This window comes from Streptomyces sp. NPDC028331 (assembly GCF_055565775.1).
Genome location: NZ_JBVHTR010000040.1, coordinates 1 through 19,649, shown reverse-complemented (window position 1 = coordinate 19,649; position 19,649 = coordinate 1). Strand labels below are relative to the sequence as shown.

General features: G+C 69.4%; 15 protein-coding genes and 2 pseudogenes. 8 read left to right on the top strand and 9 right to left on the bottom strand.

The features are described 5' to 3' along the window. Positions 1-17: 17 nt before the first annotated feature. From ACZ4SW_RS35815 to ACZ4SW_RS35800, 4 genes are all read right to left on the bottom strand, one after another. Positions 18-503, bottom strand: a complete 486-nt coding sequence (locus tag ACZ4SW_RS35815; protein ID WP_468253257.1) for a DUF5994 family protein — start codon at positions 501-503, stop codon at positions 18-20. A gap of 343 nt (positions 504-846) precedes the next feature. Next, entirely contained in the window at positions 847-1,371 is a 525-nt protein-coding gene (locus tag ACZ4SW_RS35810) for a hypothetical protein (RefSeq protein ID WP_385842446.1), read from the bottom strand. Between the two features lie 6 nt (positions 1,372-1,377). Then, a complete protein-coding gene (locus ACZ4SW_RS35805; protein ID WP_468253256.1) occupies positions 1,378-1,914 on the bottom strand; it encodes a DUF5994 family protein in 537 nt (178 codons plus the stop codon). A 189-nt stretch (positions 1,915-2,103) separates the two neighbouring features. Beyond that, positions 2,104-3,081, bottom strand: coding sequence for a magnesium transporter CorA family protein (locus tag ACZ4SW_RS35800; RefSeq protein ID WP_468253255.1), 978 nt, complete (start codon positions 3,079-3,081; stop codon positions 2,104-2,106). A 255-nt stretch (positions 3,082-3,336) separates the two neighbouring features. On the opposite strand from ACZ4SW_RS35800, the gene ACZ4SW_RS35795 reads away from it, so the two are divergent. Then, positions 3,337-4,389 carry a fatty acid desaturase family protein gene (locus ACZ4SW_RS35795; protein ID WP_468253254.1) on the top strand — a complete coding sequence of 351 codons (1,053 nt, stop codon included), beginning with the start codon at positions 3,337-3,339 and terminating at the stop codon, positions 4,387-4,389. A gap of 631 nt (positions 4,390-5,020) precedes the next feature. Here the strand turns inward: ACZ4SW_RS35795 and ACZ4SW_RS35790 are convergent. The 3 genes from ACZ4SW_RS35790 to ACZ4SW_RS35780 form a co-directional block, all read right to left on the bottom strand. Further along, on the bottom strand, positions 5,021-5,911 hold the full coding sequence (locus ACZ4SW_RS35790; RefSeq protein ID WP_351092540.1) for an alpha/beta fold hydrolase: 891 nt from the start codon (positions 5,909-5,911) through the stop codon (positions 5,021-5,023). Between the two features lie 92 nt (positions 5,912-6,003). Continuing rightward, the gene (locus ACZ4SW_RS35785) at positions 6,004-7,008 is read right to left on the bottom strand and encodes an NADP-dependent oxidoreductase (RefSeq protein WP_030645400.1); all 1,005 of its coding nucleotides are present in this window, start codon (positions 7,006-7,008) and stop codon (positions 6,004-6,006) included. Positions 7,009-7,135: 127 nt separating this feature from the next. Continuing rightward, positions 7,136-7,822, bottom strand: coding sequence for an SDR family oxidoreductase (locus ACZ4SW_RS35780; RefSeq protein WP_030645402.1), 687 nt, complete (start codon positions 7,820-7,822; stop codon positions 7,136-7,138). Between the two features lie 110 nt (positions 7,823-7,932). On the opposite strand from ACZ4SW_RS35780, the gene ACZ4SW_RS35775 reads away from it, so the two are divergent. The 5 genes and pseudogenes from ACZ4SW_RS35775 to ACZ4SW_RS35755 all read left to right on the top strand — a co-directional run bounded on the left by ACZ4SW_RS35775 (position 7,933) and on the right by ACZ4SW_RS35755 (position 11,662). Continuing rightward, positions 7,933-8,493: a TetR/AcrR family transcriptional regulator gene (locus tag ACZ4SW_RS35775; RefSeq protein WP_468253253.1), complete on the top strand. Its 561-nt coding sequence runs from the start codon at positions 7,933-7,935 to the stop codon at positions 8,491-8,493. 154 nt (positions 8,494-8,647) lie between these two features. Continuing rightward, positions 8,648-8,998: pseudogene (locus ACZ4SW_RS35770) on the top strand (helix-turn-helix domain-containing protein); the annotation flags it as partial. A gap of 232 nt (positions 8,999-9,230) precedes the next feature. After that, positions 9,231-9,524, top strand: coding sequence for a hypothetical protein (locus ACZ4SW_RS35765; protein WP_468253252.1), 294 nt, complete (start codon positions 9,231-9,233; stop codon positions 9,522-9,524). 432 nt (positions 9,525-9,956) lie between these two features. Beyond that, on the top strand, positions 9,957-10,265 hold the full coding sequence (locus ACZ4SW_RS35760; RefSeq protein WP_468253251.1) for a PAS domain-containing protein: 309 nt from the start codon (positions 9,957-9,959) through the stop codon (positions 10,263-10,265). Between the two features lie 53 nt (positions 10,266-10,318). Further along, positions 10,319-11,662: a PP2C family protein-serine/threonine phosphatase gene (locus ACZ4SW_RS35755; protein WP_468253250.1), complete on the top strand. Its 1,344-nt coding sequence runs from the start codon at positions 10,319-10,321 to the stop codon at positions 11,660-11,662. A gap of 747 nt (positions 11,663-12,409) precedes the next feature. Here the strand turns inward: ACZ4SW_RS35755 and ACZ4SW_RS35750 are convergent. Both ACZ4SW_RS35750 and ACZ4SW_RS35745 read right to left on the bottom strand, forming a co-directional pair. After that, complete coding sequence (locus tag ACZ4SW_RS35750; RefSeq protein WP_468253249.1) at positions 12,410-13,432, bottom strand: IS110 family RNA-guided transposase; 1,023 nt, start codon at positions 13,430-13,432, stop codon at positions 12,410-12,412. Between the two features lie 104 nt (positions 13,433-13,536). Beyond that, positions 13,537-14,511: a TrmB family transcriptional regulator gene (locus tag ACZ4SW_RS35745; RefSeq protein ID WP_468253248.1), complete on the bottom strand. Its 975-nt coding sequence runs from the start codon at positions 14,509-14,511 to the stop codon at positions 13,537-13,539. A 225-nt stretch (positions 14,512-14,736) separates the two neighbouring features. On the opposite strand from ACZ4SW_RS35745, the gene ACZ4SW_RS35740 reads away from it, so the two are divergent. Both ACZ4SW_RS35740 and ACZ4SW_RS35735 read left to right on the top strand, forming a co-directional pair. Then, the gene (locus ACZ4SW_RS35740; RefSeq protein WP_468253247.1) at positions 14,737-18,882 is read left to right on the top strand and encodes a S53 family peptidase; all 4,146 of its coding nucleotides are present in this window, start codon (positions 14,737-14,739) and stop codon (positions 18,880-18,882) included. A 126-nt stretch (positions 18,883-19,008) separates the two neighbouring features. Next, positions 19,009-19,176: pseudogene (locus ACZ4SW_RS35735) on the top strand (IS110 family transposase); the annotation flags it as partial. Positions 19,177-19,649: the final 473 nt, after the last annotated feature.

The window sequence follows — 19,649 nt, the reverse complement described above, 5'->3', positions numbered from 1 at the left end:
GATCTGCGACGGACGTGTCAGGCCGGCGTAGGTGGCGTGTCGCTGCCCGTTTCGATGAGGATCTGCCTGGCCTCGGTGACGTTGTCGGCCCGTACGGCCCTGGCCATCGCGGCGCGTGCCGCGTCGGGCGACGTGTCCGGAGGGACCAGCAGCAGGGAGAAGTGGTCCCGGTCGCCCCGGGTGATGAGGACGGTGTCGTCACCGACCGGGAAGGAGTCGATGTGCACGACCCGGTCGTCGACCATCACCCGGGTCGGCAGTCCGTCCCAGGCACTGCCGTCCAGACCGACCCGGGTGATGGGCCCGAGATGCTCGGTCAACGCGGAGATCAGCGAGGGAAGCTCGGCACCGATGTCCCGGGACCGTGGCCACCATGCGCCGTCCAGGATTCCCTCGCGTGCGTGTGTGGTCTCCAGCCGCAGCAGGGCCGTCCCGGGTTTCACCGACCGGTGCACGGCGTCCGGCAGGAGCCTGGGGAAGTCGGGGGTGTCTGAGCCTGCCATGGTGTCCGCCCGTCCGCAGAGAGCAGTGCGACCGCACGGCGTGCGACCGCACGGCGTGCGACCGCACGGCGTGCGACCGCACGGCGTGCGACCGCACGGCGTGCGACCACGATACGACCCTGCTACCTCACGGTACTCCGCACGACGCTCCCGCGAGCGCTTCGCCGCAGGCGCGGTTGCGGAAACAGGCAACGGCTCCGGCGTATACCCGCCGGAGCCGCCCTTCCGGGTCATTGCACGTGAGCGTGCGCCGACCCGCTTTCCAGGTTACGTCAAAGGGACTAATCCGCCATAAGCAATCCTTGCGAGGGTTCACTTCGGTCCGAGAAGCCGACGCGGCGGTTCAGCCACGCCCTTCCTCTTCCGTCTCCATCTGCCGGATCCCCTGGTGCGTCAGCGTGATCATCCCGGGCGTGTTGCCCCTCTCCCAGTCCACGACGACCCAGCCTTCACCTGCCAGGTACATACAGGCAGCGGCCATGTCCTGCTCAGGGATACCCAGGTCCGTGCGGAGCTTCGCCCCATCGACACCCAGGAGGCGATTGCCCTCGGCGGCCTGGTACAGAGCCTGCATGATCCTCTCGCGGTACGTCTTTCGGTCTCGCAACATCGCCATGACGCGCCTTCCTCTACCGCCCACGGTCGGGCCGAAGCCGATGTCATCCGCGGTCGCCGTCGCGGTGGGGCGCGTCGGAACGGTCGCGTCCACCGACCGACGGTGTCTCCGGGGCCGACGCCCGATCCCCGGCAGAACATCGCTGTAGTGGAAGGCAGCGATCCGTTCGGCGTGCTGGCCGTTGAGCCGGTGGATCAGAACGACTCCGACGGCGATCAGGACGAGCAGCACGGCCACGGCGATGACGAGCATGGGATCTCACCTCCGCCGACCGGCGGGCGAAGGCCCTGCCGAGCCGATGGACCGGGGCCGGGACGACGGTCGACCTGCTCCGCCGTCGTCCTCCCAGGCTTCTTCCCTGTTTCGTGCATCGATCCTGTCTGCTGCTTGCTCCCGGGCCGAGGCATCGACGCCGTCGCCGACCATCAACTGCGCGGCGGCATCCGCACCGGTTTCCGGCGGAATCACCAGCACGTCCCGGCGGCCGTCAGCGGAGAAAAGAGTGAGTCGGTGGGGATCCTGCTCCTCGGTGGACCAGCCCACCTGCACGGTGCGCCCGGCGTAGGACACCCAGTGCGGCAGGACGGGCCAGTAGGCCGGGTGCACGGTGACACTCGTGATACGACCCCAGAGATCACCCAATGCGGCCGTCAACGACGGCAGCTCACGGGTGAAGGCACGGGAGCGAGGCCACCACATACCGTCCAGCCCGCCCGGCGCGGGCGTCAGGGACAGCCGGGCCGGCTGCGGCGACGCACCTCTGCTCGATGTCTTACGGTCAATGGTCACGGCCATGGCGCGGACCTGTCCCCGGGCTCGTGGGTGCGGCCCGGCGCTGTCGATCATCGGGAACGGCACCCGCAGCGGAGCCGGTGCGCGAAGAACTCCCGGTGTCTTCACACTACTCCGCTCACCGGTCCGAAAAGCCCGGGATGACCAGGCAGTTTTCTGCCGTCGGGGCCTGGTCGCCGGTGCCGGTGCCGGTCAGAGCCAGTCCTTGCGCTTGAACGTCAGATACAGCAATGCGGACAGGAGCACGATGACGGCGGCGGAGGTGACGAATCCCGACTCGCGGCCGAAACCGGGATAGGGGAGGTTCTGGCCGTAGTAGCCGGTGATCGCGGTGGGTACGGCGATGATCGCGGCCCAGCTCGTCACCTTCTTCATGATCAGGTTCATGCTGTTGGCCTGGACCGAGAGGTTCGTCTCCATGACCGAGGCCACCAGGTCCCGCAGTGATTCCGTCCACTCGGTGGCACGCAGCACGTGGTCGTAGACGTCCTGGTAGTACGGGACGAGAGGGTCGGTGATCAGGTGCAGGCCGGGGCGCATGAGCCCGTTGACCACCTCGCGCATCGGAAGCACGACGCGGCGCAGCCGGATGAGCGATTTGCGCAGTGCGAAAACCCGGCGCTGCACGGCTTCGATCTCACGGCGCCCGGCCGCGAAGAGCAGGCCCTCCAGCTCCTCGATGCTGTCGTCCAGTTGCTGGACGGCGGCGAAGTGTCCGTCCACGAGATGGTCGAGCAGGCCGTGCAGCAGGAATCCGACGCCGTGGCCGGCCAGGTCCGGGCTCTCGTCCCAGCGGGCGACGACGTCCTCGATGTCGAAGCCGTCGTCCTTGCGGACGGTGATCATGGCCTGGCCGGTGAGGAATACGGCGATCTCGCTGTACGTCAGCTGCGCACCGTCCGGGCTGACGGTCACGGCATAGGCGCTGAGGAACTCGTGGGTGCGATAGCGGTCGAGCTTCGGCCGCTGTCCACGCTGGGCGGCATCCTCCAGAGCCAGTTCGTGGATGCCGAACTCCTGACCGAGCATGGTGAGTTCAGCGGCTCCGGGCCGGTGCAGGTCCAGCCACAGGACCGACGCCGGATCAGCGAGATGCGCAGGGACGTCACCGACGGGAAGGTCCTCCAGGACGAGAGTGCCGTCGTGATACAGCCGGGTACGCGTCACCATGACCCGAGGCTAGTGTCTTATATCCCTTCCATGCCGCTTCGCCCCGATTGCCAGCGCGGCAGGTTCATCGACAGCAGTCACCCTCCGGGGAGGATCTCACGACGTCAAAGCCCGGCGACATCCGCAGGCTCCGGCCTACAAGCACCGGGGTGCCGGTCCGAAGGCAGGGATGTGGGTACCCGGCTGCCGCATCGCATCCGGCGTACACCGCACGACCGGATGCGGCCCGTCAGCCGGGAAGGGCACTCCGAGACCATGACCACGCATACCCCGCGCCGTCGCCCGCCTCCCCCCGCAGGTGGCAGTGATTTCGCCCGCCTGTCGAAGAAGATCGCCGAGGCCGGCCTGATGAACCGGCGCCCCGGCTACTACACCGTCCGGTCCATCGTCGTGGCCGTCGCCTACGCTGGGGGCTGGAGCGCGTTCGTCCTCATCGGCGCCGGGTGGTGGACCCTGGCGCTCGCCGCGTTCCTCGCCGTGATGTTCGGGCAGGTGGCTCTGCTCGCCCACGACGTCGCGCACCGCCAGGTCTTCCGCCGGCGCCGGCCCAGCGAGACGTGCGGCCGCATCGCCGGGGCCGCGATCGGGATGGGCTACGGATGGTGGCAGGACAAACACACCCGCCACCACGCCAACCCCAACCACGAGGACCTCGACCCCGACATCGCCCCGGACCTGCTGGTGTGGTCCCAGGACCAGGCCCGCGCCGCGACCGGACTGCCGAGGATCATCGGCCGCTGGCAGGCGTTCCTCTTCTTTCCCCTGCTCCTGCTCGAAGGGGTCAACCTTCATGTCTCCAGCGCGCGAGCACTGGGCAACCGCGCCCTGAAGAACCGCGCCCTGGACGGCACGCTGCTCTACGGGCACACCGCCGCCTACCTGACCGCACTGTTCCTCGTCCTCCCACCCGGCATGGCGATCGCGTTCCTGGCCGTCAACCAGGGCCTGTTCGGCCTCTACCTCGGCTGCCTCTTCGCCCCCAACCACAAGGGCATGCCGACCCTGACCGGCAACGACCGCCCCGACTTCCTGCGCCGGCAGGTCCTCACCGCACGCAACGTACGCGGCAGCTGGTTCACCGACCGCGCCCTGGGAGGCCTGAACCACCAGATCGAACACCACCTGTTCCCCAACATGCCCAGCCCCCACCTGCGCAGGGCCCGGCCCATCGTCCGCCACTACTGCCAGGACCTGGGAGTCGACTATCTGGAAACCGGACTGATCGCCTCCTACCGGCAAGCACTCGCCAGTCTCCACCGAGCAGGAGCGCCACTGCGGCGAGCCCGTATCGGCAGCGCCCCAGCATGACGCACCGGCGCCGGCGGCGTACTCCAGAGCCCTGTCCCGGTGCCCGGCTGCAGTGATCCGGTGAAACGCAATTGCCGGAACAGCCCCGTCGGCTTCCCGGCGGGGCTGCGCCGCCTCACGGCTCCCCTTGAGGTGGCTGCTAACGCGGTCGCGCGAGCGCGGCCACCAGGCGGTGCAGCAGGGCCGGTGCGGAACCGGTGGGAGCGAGCGTGAGGCGAAGGACGGGGCGAACCCGCCTTCGGGTGAAGCCGGGCGGGAGATGGTCGCAGTCATGACGCGAACCCTGCCTCGGGCCGACCGGAAGCGGCCCGGCGTATTGGATCACCGAGAACTACACAGACATGAAGGCCGATGTTCGAAGGGTCCTCGGTAACTCCAGCGTACTTCTGGGCAGTACGACTCAGTGGTCTGCGTCGTAAGTCTTTCGGGGGTTGACTTCGCGGCTGGGCGTCGGCGGGCTTGTGGCCAGGTGACGGGGCGGATCTGGCATGCGATGCCGAGGGCATTCTCGGGTGCCGATGGGAATGCCGGCGTACAGGAGGCGTCTGATCGGGGGAGGCTGGCTCGCCCGGGCCCGCCTTGTCCCGGGCGCGCCTGGGGCCGAGGCGGCGGAGGGATGTGGCGTCAGGAGTCAGGCGACGGGCTGTGCTTCGAGGAATGCGAGGGCTCTGGCCACGAACTCGTTGTGGAACTGGAAGATCCCGCCGTGTCCGGCGTCCGGGTAGAGGGGGACGAGTTCGCTCCGGGGCAGGCGTGCGGCGAGGTCGAGGGTGTTCTCGCTCGGCACCATCCGGTCGCTCTCGCCGTTGGCCACCAGGACTGGCTGGTGGATGCGCGACAGGTCCGCGGGCGCCTGCAGGCCCCATCGGTGGATGGCCTTGAGCTGGGCGCGGAACGACGTCAGCGAGATGGCCCTGTCGCGGTCGCTGGTGCGTTCCTTCAGCCGTTTGAGGAAGGCGCGTGCTTCGCGTCGGCCGTGTTCGGTGTCGGTGAAGAAGAGGAACTGCTTGGGGTCCTTGCGGGTCAGGAAGCCCTTCAGGATGTCCCGGAGGGTCAGTGCGGTGACCTTGTCGATGCCCGGGCCTCCGGCGGGGCCGGTGCCCGCGAGGACGACCCTGCGCACCAGCTGCGGTTCCTCGGCTGCGATGACCTGGGCGATGAAGCCGCCCATCGACAGGCCGAGCAGGTCGACCTGCTCGAAGCCCAGGGCTCGGATGAACAGCACTGCGTCGCGGGCCATCGCTTCGATGGTGTCGGGGGTGGAGCCGCCCGACGCGCCGACTCCGCGGTTGTCGAAGGCGATCACCTGGCGCCGGGCGGCGAGTCCGTCGACGACGCGGGGGTCCCAGTTGTCCAGGACAGCGGTCAGGTGGTGGAGCAGGATCAGTGGTACGCCGTCTCCTTCCGAGCCGAGCTGGCGGTAGACGAAGTCGACGCCGCGCACGGACACCGAACGGGTCGGTGCATCTTTGTACGTCGACGGGGCGGGCCTGGGGGTGGGGGACCTGCGCGGTGCGCTCATGATCGGTTCCTGGGGTGTGGAGGGTAGGGGTGGTGGGGTGTGGGATCCTCTCGCCGCCCGGGGCCTGGCGGTGGAGCGGCGGGGGCTGGTGCTCACACCGTCGCGATGACGACCTTGCCGGCCTTGGCGCGTCCCTTCTCGGCGTACTCCATGGCTTCGCGGCCCTGCTCGAAGGGGAAGACACAGTCGACGACGGGGCGGATCTTCCCGGCGTCGACGAGCCGGGTGATCTCGCGCAGCTGCTCGCCGTCGGCCTTCATGAACAGGAAGGAGTACGTCACGCCCTGGCGCTTGGCGTGGCGCCGGGTCGTGAAGCTCAGCGCGTTCATCGCCTGGCGCAGGACCGGGTTCGCGCCCAGCTCGCGGGCGAAGTCCGCGTCGGGGGGCCCGGCGATGCTGATGACCTTCCCACCGGGCTTGAGGATGCGCAGGGACTTCTCCAGGGTCTTGCCGCCGAGGGTGTCCAGGACGACGTCGTAGCCGTCCAGGACGTCCTCGAAGTCCTGGGTGCGGTAGTCGATGACGACGTCCGCGCCGAGCTCCTTGGACAGGGCGGTATTGGCCGCGCTCGCGGTAGTGGCCACGTGTGCGCCCAGGTGCCTGGCCAGTTGGAGGGCGATGGTGCCCACCCCGCCGGAGCCCGCGTGGATGAGGACCTTCTGGCCCGGCCGGACCCGTGCCTTCTCGACCAGCGCCTGCCATGAGGTGAGGGCGACCAGGGGAAGGGAGGCGGCCTCCGCCATGGTGAGGGTGGCCGGCTTGTGGGCCAGGTCGTCCTGGTGGACGGCGATGAGTTCGGCGAAGGTGCCGATGCGGTCCTTGTCGGGCCGCGCGTAGACCTCGTCGCCCACCGCGAAGCGGGTGACGGCCGAGCCGACCTTGACCACCACTCCAGCGAGATCGTTGCCCAGGATGAGAGGCAGGCGGTACGGGAGGATCCGCTTGAAGGCACCGTCGCGGATCTTGAAGTCCAGCGGGTTGACGCTCGCCGCGTGGATCTTGACCAGCACGTCGTCGGCGCCCGGCTTCGGATCGGGCAGCTCGGCGGCGCGCACCGCGGACTGGTCACCGTACTTCTCGATCAGGTACGCCTTCATCATCATCTCCGTTTTCCGCCCGCAGGGGGACGGGGTCTCCGCTCGCTCCAGGCTTGCCCCGGTACGAGGTACTTTCTTGTCTGCACTGCTGGTTCAGAGGGCTCCGCGCCGATGCGGCGGGGGCGCCTCACCCCGCATTCGGCGCGGCGGCCAGGCCCTGCTTCACGTGCCGGGTGACGTCGTCGGCGAGGACCTCGGGCAGGCCCGTCTCGATGCCTGACAGAGCCTGGGCGGCGACCTCGGCCGGGTCGGCCTTCTGCTCGGCGGGAACGCTGGCGGCCATGTCGGTGTCCATGTATCCGACGTGCAGCGCCGTCACGGCGATGCCGCGGGGCACCAGCTCCTCCCGGACCGCACCGGTCAGCGCCCAGGCGGCGGCCTTCGCCGCGGCGTAGGAGCCGAGGCCGGCCGGGTGCAGCCAGGACAGGACGGACAGCACGTTGAGCACGGCGCCGCCACCGTTGGACTCGATGACCGGGGCGAAGGCCCGGGTCACGGCGAGCGGGCCGAAGAAGTTCACCTCCATCTCCAGGCGCACCGCTTCCAAGCCGCCCGCAATCAGCGGCGTGCCGGTGGAGATGCCGGCGTTGTTCACCAGCAGCGTCGCGTCAGAGGCGGTGCGGGCCGCCTCCCGGATCGACTCCGCGTCCGTCAGGTCGAGCCGCAGCGGGACGGCCCCGGGCAGGTCCACCGTCTCGGGGCGGCGGGCCGCCGCGTACACCTTGGCCCCGCGCGCCATGAGCTGGGCGGCCAGATGCCGCCCGAGCCCCCGGTTGGCGCCGGTGACCACCGCGACCGCGTCCTTCAGTTCCATGAGCACTCCCAGCGTTGAGCACGGCGACGACCGCACGATAGATTGCATCCGTCATCTAAATCTCAGCCTAGAATAGATTTCGCTCGACATCCAACTGGGAGGGGTGACCGATGGGCCGCGTATCGCAGGCACAGGCACAGGAAAACCGCCGACGGGTCGTGGAGACCGCCTCTCGGCTGCTTCGGGAAGAGGGCACCCGCCTGAGCGTCGCCGACCTCATGAAGTCGGCCGGCCTGACCCACGGCGGCTTCTACAAGCAGTTCGCCTCCAAGGCGGCCCTCATCGACGAAGCCACCGCCCACGCGTTCGCCGAACTCGCCCAGCACCACAAGGACGGGCTCGATCAGTACGCCGGGCAGCGCGACGCCGCCCAGCGGGCGCTGATCGACGCCTACCTCTCCGTCGAACACCGCGACAGCCCGGCTGACGGCTGCCCCGCCGCCGCACTCGCCACCGACATGGCCCGCGACGGCGGAGAGACCGAGGCCCACCGCGTCTACAGCCAGGGGGTGGGCGACTTCGCCGACTTCCTCGCCACCGAGGACCAGGACGGCATCACCCGGCTGTGCACCATGCTCGGCGCACTCGTCCTGTCCCGAGCCACCAACGGCACCCCGCTCTCCGACGAGATCCTCACCGCCGCACGCACGGCACTGATCGGCACCAACTGACCACAGAGACGGTGCAGGGCGGCACGCCGCAGGAAGGGCGCGCTTCTTTGCACCCCGTCGCCATCCACTTCTCGTGCACGGCTCTCCCGCGTTGCATCGCACCGCCGCATGCCCGATCGTCCTGACGGCCTCCGAGCGTGAGCGGCTGAAGAAGATGGCCTACGGCCACAAGACAGAGCACCGGCTGCGCCAGCGCGCCCAGGTCGTCTTGTACGCGGCTCGGGGCCGCTCCAACGCGCGCATCGCCCGCGAGACCGGGCTGCAGGTGGAGACCGTCCGCACCTGGCGCGACCGTTTCGCCGGGAACCGGCTGCCCGCCCTGTCCGACCGCAAGCGTTCCGGGCGTCCCGCTTCCTTCGCCCCGTTACAGAGGGCCAAGGTCAAGGCGCTGGCCTGTCAACTGCCCGCGGAGAGCGGCACGCCACTGTCCCGCCGGTCGGCCTCGGAGCTGGCCCGCGAGGTCATCGCCCGCGCCATCGTCGACACAATCTCCGCTTCCACAGTGCGACGCTGGCTCGTCCAGGACGCGATCAAACCCTGGCAACACCGGTCCTGGATCTTCATCAGCGACCCCGGCTTCCGGCTCAAGGCAGCCCGTGTCCTTGACCTGTACACCCGCGCCTGGGACGGCGAGCCGCTCGGCGCAGACGAGTATGTGATCAGCGCGGACGAGAAGACCTCCATCCAGGCCCGCTGCCGCTGTCACCCCACCCCTCGCCCCCGGGCAGGCCAGGGCGGTGCGGGTCAACCACACCTACGGGCGCGGCGGAGCACTGGCCTACCTGGCCGCCTACGACGTCCACCAGGCCAAGGTGTTCGGCCGCTGCGAGCCGACCACCGGCATCGGCCCGTTCATGAACCTGGTCACCCAGGTCATGAGCCAAGAACCCTACGCCAGCGCGAAACGCGTGTTCTGGATCGTCGACAACGGCTCCTCCCACCGCGGCAAGGCCGCAGCAGCCCGGCTGACCACTGGGTTCTCGAACGCGGTACTGGTCCACACCCCCGTGCGCGCCTCTTGGCTGAACTAAGTCGAGGTCTATTTCTCCGCCGTACAGCGCAAGGCCCTCTCGCCCAACGACTTCACCGACCTTTGCCAAGTCGGGAACCGGCTCCGAGCCTTCGAAGACCGCTAGTACGCCACGGCGCAGCCGTTCCAGTGGAAGTTCACCACCTCCAACCTGGACGATCTGCTGGCCAGGCTCGACCGACACGCCGCCGATCGCCCAGAAGAATGCTTGCCCCGACGCGCCGCATGATCAACCCCCGAAGGACTAACGACGAAGACTACTTGGACCGGTCGAGACGAGCCCGTTCCCTGCCGCTCGGGCATAGCGTTGATGCAGGTCGTACCGATCGTTGTCAACTCCGCAGTCGTCGATCCGCTGGTGTGTCGGCCTGCCAACGCGTCCGCGGTTTCCGGCGAGGGTTTGCATGGCTGGAAAGGCGGCATGGTGGAGGACATGGGAGATGAGGGGCGGTGCCGGTCGGTGGCCGAGCCGGATTTCTGGCGGCAGGTCGTCCGACGGCTGGGCACAGCTCTCATCGTGGTGGACCCCACTGGACGGATTCTCGCGGCCAACCCGGCTGCCGAGCGCCTGCTGGGCCGTGCCGCCGCCGCCATGCGGGGCGAGGACGCACACGACCTGCTGCACCGGGACGCGGCCGGCGGCCCGGTGCCCCGGGAGCAGTGCCCACTACTGCGGTCCCTGGCCGAGAGAGCCGAGGCACGGGGGGGGGTGAGATCTGTCTGCGCGGTGACGGCCGTCTGACCGCGATCTCCTGGTCCGCTTCCCCTCTGAGGGACGACAGCGCCTTCCAGGGCGTGGCCGTGCTGTTGACCGACGCCGCCGGCAACCGCAGCACGCGCCGGGAGCGTGCGGCCTACACGCGGGCTCTGGAGGACCGCACCGAGCGGCTGACGCTGGTGGCGGAGATCACCGACGTGCTGGGTCAGACACTCGAGATCGACGAGGCCCTCGCCCGGCTGGGCCGCCTGCTGGTTCCCCGCCTGGCCGACTGGGCGGCGGTAGACCTGCGGGTCGGTACCGGACAGGTCCACCGTGTGGCGGTGACGGGCCCGGGGGGCCGCCACGCCGCGCAGGAGGACTGGCGCGAGCGCCTGCCCCAGACGGAGGTGGGAAGAGCCCACTCTCCGCTCGTCCAGGTATTGAACGGCGGTGATCCCGTTCTGCAGCGCGAAGCAGACGTCACCGAGTCGGCCGGCTCTGCCCTGGCCGCCGTCCACAGCGGCTTCCTGCGGGCGGTGGGCGCGACATCCGCCCTCACCGTGCCGCTGGGCTCCGCCCGTCAGGTCACCGGCGCCCTGACGCTGGTGCGCACCGCCCCGGAGACCCCCTTCGACACCGACGATCTGAAAGTGGTGGGCGACATCGGCCGCCGGGTCGGCCTGGTCATCGACAACGCCCGCCGGTTCGGCCGCCAGCGTGCCGTCGCCGAGGCCATGCAGCGCAACCTGCTCGCCCCGCTGCCCCGGCTCGGCCGCCTGCAACTGGCCGCCCGCTACCAGCCCGCCCCGGCCGGCTCCCAGGTCGGTGGCGACTGGTACGACGCCTTCGAGCTGAAGGACGGCACGCTCGCGCTGGTCATCGGCGACGTCCTGGGTCACGATCTCACCGCCGCGGCCGGCATGGCACAACTGCACGGCATCCTGCGGTCACTGGCCTGGGACCGCGCCGGCCCACCCGGCGCTGTCGTGGACCGCCTCGACGACGCCCTGCCCGCCATCACCACCGTCCCCATGGCCACCCTCGTCCTCGCCCTGCTCGAAGGCAGCCCGCACACCGGCCCATGGACGCTGCGGTGGACCAGCGCCGGGCATCCGCCGCCCCTCCTGCTGGCCCAGGGCGGACAGGCGCAGTACCTCGAAGCCGGGCAGGGGCTCCTCCTTGGCGCCGGTTCGAGCACCGTCGGCAGCCGACCGAACGCCGCGCAGTCGCTGCCGCCGGGTTCCACCCTGCTGCTCTACACCGACGGCCTGATCGAAATCCCCGGCAGCGACCTCGACACCGGCCTCACCCGTCTGCGCCACCACGCCCTCGCTCTCGCCCACGAACCGCTCGACACCCTGTGCGATCAGCTACTCGGCCGCATGCCACCCGGCAACACCGATGACGTGGCCCTGCTCGCCCTGCGGATGCCGTCCTGAACCATGACGTGGGCAACTACAGGCGTGGACCTCATCTTGCGGAGCGGTCGCGGAGCGTTACCTCCCCCTGGTCGATGACGAGGAGACGGGTTCGCGTGAGACCCGCACGCCTGCCCTTCTTGGTGGAAGGGATCTGGTGTGACGTGGACGCGACCGCTTCCAGTACGTCGGCCGCACGACCACGCACCGAGTTCACCGACGCTCGGTTGGTCGCGTGGGCGCGGTTCGCGATCCGCCCGGCCTCGGAGAGACATGCCGTGCCGTAGACACTCCTCAAAGGCCGATGAGTTTGCAGAAGCGAAGAGTGCCTCCCGCTTGGGCGCGGAGAGTCCCTGGGTGACAGGCTGTGCCTCGGCCGTCAGAGCGGCGGCGTCGCCCCCTCCTTGCTTCGGGTGCTCAGGAGGGGAGAAGCCGGGCACAACGGTGCCCTCGGCGGACGTTGCACGCACCTGTTTGAGAAGCCCCGTCGGACCGCACCGGCGAGGCTTCTCGTCGAACACCGCTATCACACACCTGTCACCGACTGCGTCGACTCACGCGGACCAAAACGCTCTGACCTGGAATTGTGCGGTCACCTTGGACTGACCTGGACGCCGACAGACGGTCTCTACAACCTGTGCCACGTGGTACCCAGTGAGGGACCCAGGATCAGGACCGGAGCGTCTTCTGGCCCGTCGAAGCGGTATTGCAGGGTGTTCGGGGGTGTCTCACTCACGCCCCAGACCCTCTCACGTCTCACGGACGCCCCTATAACACGGGGGTGCGGGAAACCGGTCTGACCAGGTTGAATACCTCCCGGGCGGCATATCGCTTGAGGCATCGGATGATCTCGCGTCGGGTCTTGCCCTCCCGGGTGCGGCGTGCGAAGTACGCCTGGGTGCGCGGGTCGTGGCGCAGGCGGGTGAACACGATGCGGTGCAGGGCGGCGTTGGCCTGGCGGTCGCCGCCGTAGTTGAGCCGGCGTGTGCTCCGACGGCCGGAGGAGTACTCGATCGGACTGACTCCGCAAAGGGCAGCAAAGGACGCCTCGGTGTTCAGCCGCTCGGGATTGTCCCCCATGGTGATCAGCAGGGTGACGGCGCTGTCCGGGCCGATGCCCACCGGTTCGAGTAGTTGTGGGGCGTGGTGTTCGACGAGCCGGGTCAGGCGTTGGTTCAGCTCATCGATCTGCCCAGTGAGCTGTTCGATGCGCTCAGCGAGCATTCTCAGGGTCATGTGGGTGGCCTGAGCCACCACGTTCTCGCCGTCCTCGCCGGCGCCTGGGCCGAGGCGTGCGCAGGTGCGGAACAGCTCGCGGTTGCCCAGGCTGGACAGTCGTTCCCGCAGTGCGGGATCGGCGATAACCAGAACGGCTTTGAGCTGGTTGATCGCCTGGGTACCGGCCTTGACCGCGGAGTCCTTGGCCAGCTTGAAGATCCGGGCGCTGTGCGCCGGTCCGTCGCCAGACTTGGCCCGGGCCCGGGCGCGACCGCTGAGCACGGCCCACGCGGCGGCCTGAGCGTCGAGCGGGTCCGACTTCCCGAGCAGTCGGCGGGCCGAGCGGTCGGGCTGGTTCACTTCGAAGACCTGAATCTGCCGGGCCAGCAGGTAGCGGGACAGGCCCGCGCCGAAGGTGCCGGTGCCCTCCACACCGGCCCGGCGCACCGTACCCCGCTTGCGGGCCCACACGAGCAACTGTCGGTAGCCGGCCGCCGTCGCGGGAAAGGACTCCGTTCCCAGGATCTTCCCGAGCGGGGAGATCACGGCGGCAACATGCACCTCGCCGTGCACGCGTAGGTCTGCGGCGGTGGCCGCAGCACGGCACCCGCCGTGTGCGAGGCCCTGGCCGCCCTCTACCGGGCGCTCCCGGCGCTGTCAACCATCCCGGACGGGGATCAGAGCCACCCGCGGCGAACTGCCTGCGCGCCCGCCTGGAACCGGCTCGTCGCCCCGAGGCGGACGGTCAGGTCGGTGATCCGGCGGCGCAAGGTGCGTTCGCTGAGGCCGAGTTGGCGGGCTATGGTCTCGTCCTTCAGTCCGGCGTGGAGCAAGTGGAGCAGAGCACGCTCCGCCTCGCTGAGGTCGGGATGGTCGTCCGTCTCCCGGGCCTCGCTGCCGAAGACGGGCGTGGCCTGCTGCCAACTCGCCTCGAAGAGGTCGACCAGTGCGTCGCACAGCGGTGACCGGTGGACCAGGGCGGCCGTGGTGCGCAGGCCGTCCGCGCCCGCGGTGAGCGGAACCAGGGCATCGCGGCGGTCGAAGACCAGCAGCTTCAACGGCACATGGGGCAACACCCGGGCCTGCTCTCCGAGTGACACGAGGTGCTGGAGCAGTTCCGCGCGCTCGGGGACGGCCAGCACCTGGCTCGAATAGACAGCCCGCGCCCGCACGCCTCGGGCCAGCAGGTCCTCCTCGAACTGCAACGCACTCGCGTCAGCCGACAGATAGGGCGGGGTGTCGAAGCACAGTACCTCGTGCTCGGCGGCCGCCATCAGCTCGGTCAGCCAGTCGTTGATCGCTGTCGGCCCCTCGATGATCTCCACCAGCCGACTCGGGTCGGAGCTCAGTTTGCGCTCGTTGAACTCGGCGCCGTAGGCGTCCAGCGCGGCCTCCGCGCGCTCCAGCTCCAGACGGCGGGCGCGGATCAGAGCGGCCAGGCCGATGCGCGGATCCAGCGGGGCGTAGCGGGTGGGTCGTCCCGCCGAGGGGACCGCGAGGCCCGCCGCGACCAGGTCGTCGAGCATGCGGCGGGCCTGTGCCGTGCCGCAGGACTGATGCCTGGCCATTTCGGTCGCGGTCAGTGGCGGCGAAGCCAGCAGATGGCGGTAGGTGCGCTCGGTCGCATCGTCCAGACCCAGGGACTCCAGCACAGGTTCGCCTCCTCATGTATGTCCCGGCCGAGGCGGCGCCTGGCCGCTACCGGCTGCTGACCGGTATCGGCCAGCCGTTCGTCTCCCGGTGAGCCGGGTGCGCTGGAACAGTACCGGCATCCCCTGCAGGGCGGTTCACCAGTGCTTCTTCGACACAACCGCCCTGCTCCCACCCGAGAGGCGCGTGGTCACTTGAGAATGCGTGGAAAGGGCATACGCTCCGGCATGGTCGCCACCGTGCTGGGGCTCGCCGCCGGCCTGCTGGTCACACCGTCGGCTCAGGCGGTCCCTCAGCAGGGCGCGAAGAGCGTCCGGCTGACCGCCGCCGCGATCGAGAGGCTCAGCAGGCGGTACGAACCCCGGATCGACGGCACGCCCGGGCAGGTCGCCGCCCAGGAGGGGCCCGCGGCTGCCGCCCCGGTGCTGCCGGGCACGAAGCCGAGCGTGATGGCCGGCCCGGGCGAGCACACGGACACCCCGTCCTCGTCCGTCGCCCCGGGTTTCCAGCGGACCGGTCGGTGGGAGACAGCCCGTGGCTTCGCCGAGAGCCTGGCGCTCGGCGGCACCAAGGACTGGGTGGGCGTCTTCAGCGGCGGGACCGTCGCCCGGTACGACGCCCAGGGCAGGCAGGTGTGGAGCCGCGGAGCCACCTCCTTGTACAAGGACTGGCAGGTGACCCCCGACAACTGGTTCCAGCCGTACCCGTATCTGCCGAACCTCTACGCCGGCTACAACCCGTACCAGATGTCGGCCACCGGCAAGCAGCCGTACGTGACGGGCGACTTCAACGGCGACGGCGTCCAGGACGTCGCCGTCGCCTACGCGGTGGGCGACTGGCCGTTCCGGCCGTTCTCCTCACCCGGTTCGAAGGTGGACTACGGCACCTTCGTCACCGTCCTGGACGGCCGTAGCGGGAAGACGGCGTGGAGCAAGCTGGTTCCCGGCTACGTCGGCACCATGCTGTTCCAGGACGGCAAGCTGATCGTCGCCAACACGGTCGGCCCGGACTGGGGCGGCGATCCGGTACCCGAACAGGGCGACAGCCGCAGCAATCTGACCGCCTACAGTTTCGGCCACGCCGGTGACGGCAAGCTCACCGGAACCGCCGACTGGACCTACTCGACGCACGCGCCCTGGGCGTACTGGGGCGCTCTGACGTCGATGGGAAGCGGCCGGATCGCCGCGTCGTGGTCCGACACCCCGATGGACCTGGGAAGCCCGCGCCCGGCGGACGGCAACGTGCTGGTGCTCGAGACCTCCGACGGCAGCGTCATGGCGCACACCAAGACTCCCGGCTACCCGCGCATGCTGGTGAAGGATCCGGGCGCGGACCGTGTTCTGGTGGTCGAGCAGAACGACCCGTTCGACAAGGTGCGCTGGGACCTGACCGCGATCGACACGCACAGCGGTGAGCGTGCGGTGCTCGCCTCTCGTGAGGGCACCGTGCCGGAGGCCTTCCACGTCCTGCCGAACGCCAAAGACGGCCGGCCACGGTTCGCTGTCGCGGAGCTTGGCATCGACGCCGACATGTCCGACGGACAGAGCACCATCTCCGGCTGGGACGCTCAGGGCCACACCCTCTGGTCGTACTCGACGGCATCCACAATCGGCGGACCGAACGCCCCGACCATGGAGCTGGCCTCCGACGCGAAGGGCAGCGAGGTGTTCGCCTCGCTGTCCGACCCGACGACCGCCACCGCCGCCGCCCCCGCGGGTCCCGAGCACACCCAGCTCATCGGACTGAACGCCGCGAGCGGTCACCTCGACTGGCGACAGGAGGGCGCCGTCTCCGGCGACACGATCACCCGGTACCAGGGCGGACTCCTCACCGTCGGCTATGACGACACCGCCTACACGGTCAACCCCCACAGCGGTGCGTCGCACGCCATGCCCCTGGCCGGCGACCCGTACACGGCCGTCGCCACGGACGTGAACCGGGACGGGAGCAAGGACCTGGTCGTCGCCGGCCAGAGCCGTGGTGTCTTCGCCGTCGACGGCAGAACCCTGAAGAAGGCGGCGCCGACCGTTCTGTGGCGGGCCACCGTCGACAGCTCGGTGCACGCCCTGCGCCTCCTGCCGAACCCGGGCAAGGACGCGACCGGCGCCTCGGTGGTGGCCGCGACCGACCACGGCTTCGCCGTACTGGACACGCACAGCGGTGAGGTACGCGCGAACGTGCACACCGGCGGCTATGCCGCTTCGCTCACGGTCGTGGGCGACGGCCGCGGCGGATCCGAGATCGTCGTCCCGGACAGCAGCCTGACCGCGTACACCGCGCAGGGCAAGAAGCTGTGGACGTACCGGCCCAAGGGCACGGCGGGCAAGAGCCTGGTCTTCTCCAGCGTCACCACGGACGGCGCCGGACACCTGTTCTTCGAGTACGGCGGCACACACCACGGCATCGGCCTGCCCACGCAGGCCACCGACCCGGCGCCGACGGCGGTCAGCCTGGACGCCGCCACCGGCATCCCGAACTGGACCGAGACCCCGACCGGCTCTGATGCCGTCGCGATCGTGCCGACCAACCCCGCCCTGGCCGACCCGAACATCCCGGGCGCCAACGGGCACGGTGTCGCCTTCGCCTACACCGGCGATTTCAGGAACTACCGCCACCTGGTCCAGATCCTCGATGCGCGCTCCGGCGCGGTGATCAAGAACTACGACAGCCCCGGAACGTCGCAGGGCTTCGTCGCGTCCAAGAAGACCGGCCTGGTCGAGATGCGCGAGTTCAACGACTTCGTGTACCCGGCGAACGGCGGTGAGCCCTACGACGTACCCACCTTCTTCGGCTTCCACTCCGCAGTGTTCGCCAGATCCGTCGGCGGAACCGAGGCGTTCGTCGGTGCCTACCAGAACCTGTGGTCCTACGACACTCCCTTCGCGGACAACGACGGCTTCCTTCGCGAGAGCGCGACGGACTTCGCCCTGGGGGCGAGCCAGGTGAAAACAGCGGCGCTGGGCGACGGCCCCGGCGACGACTTGATCGGTCTCGCGCTCGACTGGCGGGCTCTGAACATCGCGGCGCAGTCGATCGGTGACGCCGTCAACGACATCGACTACTTCCCGCACGGCCTGACCACCTACAAGCTCTCCGAGGACGAGCCCACCCGGATTCCGACTCCTCCGAACGGCGACACGTCGGCCGCGGCCCCGCAGACCGCCGCCAAGGCGGGTCAGTTCAACGGCGACCGGATGCACAGCGCGAGCCCGCTGAAGGACCTCGGCATGCCGATCGGCACCGCCTCGGTCCCCATCGAGATCCAGTCGAAGACTCCGGCAGCCAAGAGGCTGAGCGCGGGCCAGGACAACGCCCAGGAGGTCGCCCCCGGCTACACCCCGCAGCAGATCCAGGCACGGCTGGGCCTCAAGGGTGACGGCACGGGCCAGACGATCGCGATCGTCGACGCGTACCACTACCCGACGGCGAAGGCGGACCTGAACCACTTCGCCGCGCACTTCAACCTGCCGCAGACCTGCGATACGGCCGGCACGGGAGAGGACTGCTTCGACTTCCAGCAGGTCTACGCGGACGGTACCCAGCCGGACGTGGACACCGGCTGGAACGAGGAGGCGGCGCTGGACATCGAGTGGGCGCACTCGGCGGCCCCGCACGCCAAGATCGTCCTGGTCGAGGCCAAGGATCCGACCATGGCAGCGCTGTCCCGGGCCCAGGACGCGGCCGCGGCGCTGCACCCGGCCGCCGTCAGCAACAGCTGGGGCGCCGGCGAGTTCTCCGAGGAAGCCTTCTACGACGGCCACTGCAAGCTGGCCGACTCGGTCTGCGTCCAGTCCACCGGAGACTTCGGCTACCCCGGCAGCTACTCCGCCACCAACCCCTACGCCCTGGCCATCGGCGGCACCAACCTCCGACTGGACGCCGACGGCAACACCATCGACGAGACGGCGTGGAGGTCCACCGGCGGCGGCCTGAGCTACTTCGAGCCGCGCCCGGCCTACCAGGACGGCGTGCAGCCCTCGCCACTCAGGGCCACACCGGATGTCAGCTTCGTGGCCGACCCCGCCACCGGCGTGCCGGTCTACCTGACGATGACGTACGGCGGCGCCTCCCACTCCATGTGGTTCAAGGTGGGCGGCACCAGCCTGTCCGCCCCGATCTGGGGTGCGATCATCGCCTCGGCCGACCAGCTCCGGGCCACCGCCGGCAAGCCGCACCTGGCTTCCGACGGTCCGGACGGCGACACGGCGCACACCGATGTCTACGCGCTCGGCAGCAGCTACCTGCGAGACATCACCGCCGGCTCCAACGGCCGATGCGGCGCGGAGTGCACAGCCGGCCCCGGCTACGACACCGTCACCGGCCTCGGCTCCCCCACCGCGGGCGTCGACGGGGCCCTGGCAGCCATGAAGTAGCCATCCGGTGTGAGCACGCAGGGTCCCGGCGTCCTTCTGGACGCCGGGACCCTGAGCTGTCTGTCGTCGAGGCTCTCAGCCGAGGTCGTGCAGGGGGCGCTGGGTGACCTTACGAGCGGCTGCTGTCACGCCTTGGACCTGACCAACACCGGCCCGCTCACCTTGCTGACCGGCTACCAGACCCCCGCCGCCATCCGCCGTATCGGCGCCAAGCGGCTGGAAACCTGGCTGCGCAACCGCCATGTCGTGCACCCGGACCGGATCGCCCAGATCGCCATCGAGGCCGCTTACCGCACGTTGCTGGAACGCCGAACAATGATCAGAACCGGGCGGATGGAACAACTGTCGGGCGGCGAAGCGGACACGTTCCCTCCGCCGCCGCCCACGCCTACCCCGCCTCCTACGGGCCAGGACAACTGACGCAACAGGGAATGAAATATTTGTCGTGCTGGGTGGCCTGGGCCAACCGATCGTGACCCTCGTCGCGCGAACGAAAGTGGATACGGGCCACGAGACGCTTCTCAACCGCGGGCCAGGTTCTGCCCAGTGCACGCCTCAGCACCGGCGCTCTCATCCTTCCCAACACGAATCCAGCACGGTAGGGATGAGCAGTGATGATGGCAGGTGACGAGAGGTCAGAAAAACCACCACCGATCCAGCACGGTAGCATTCTAAGTGAGCGTTTGGTTCTCGGTTGTCTGTTTCATTTGGCTTAGCTGTCACGCCAGTTGGTGGTGGCTTCGTGGGTGAGGCGGCGGGTCATGAGG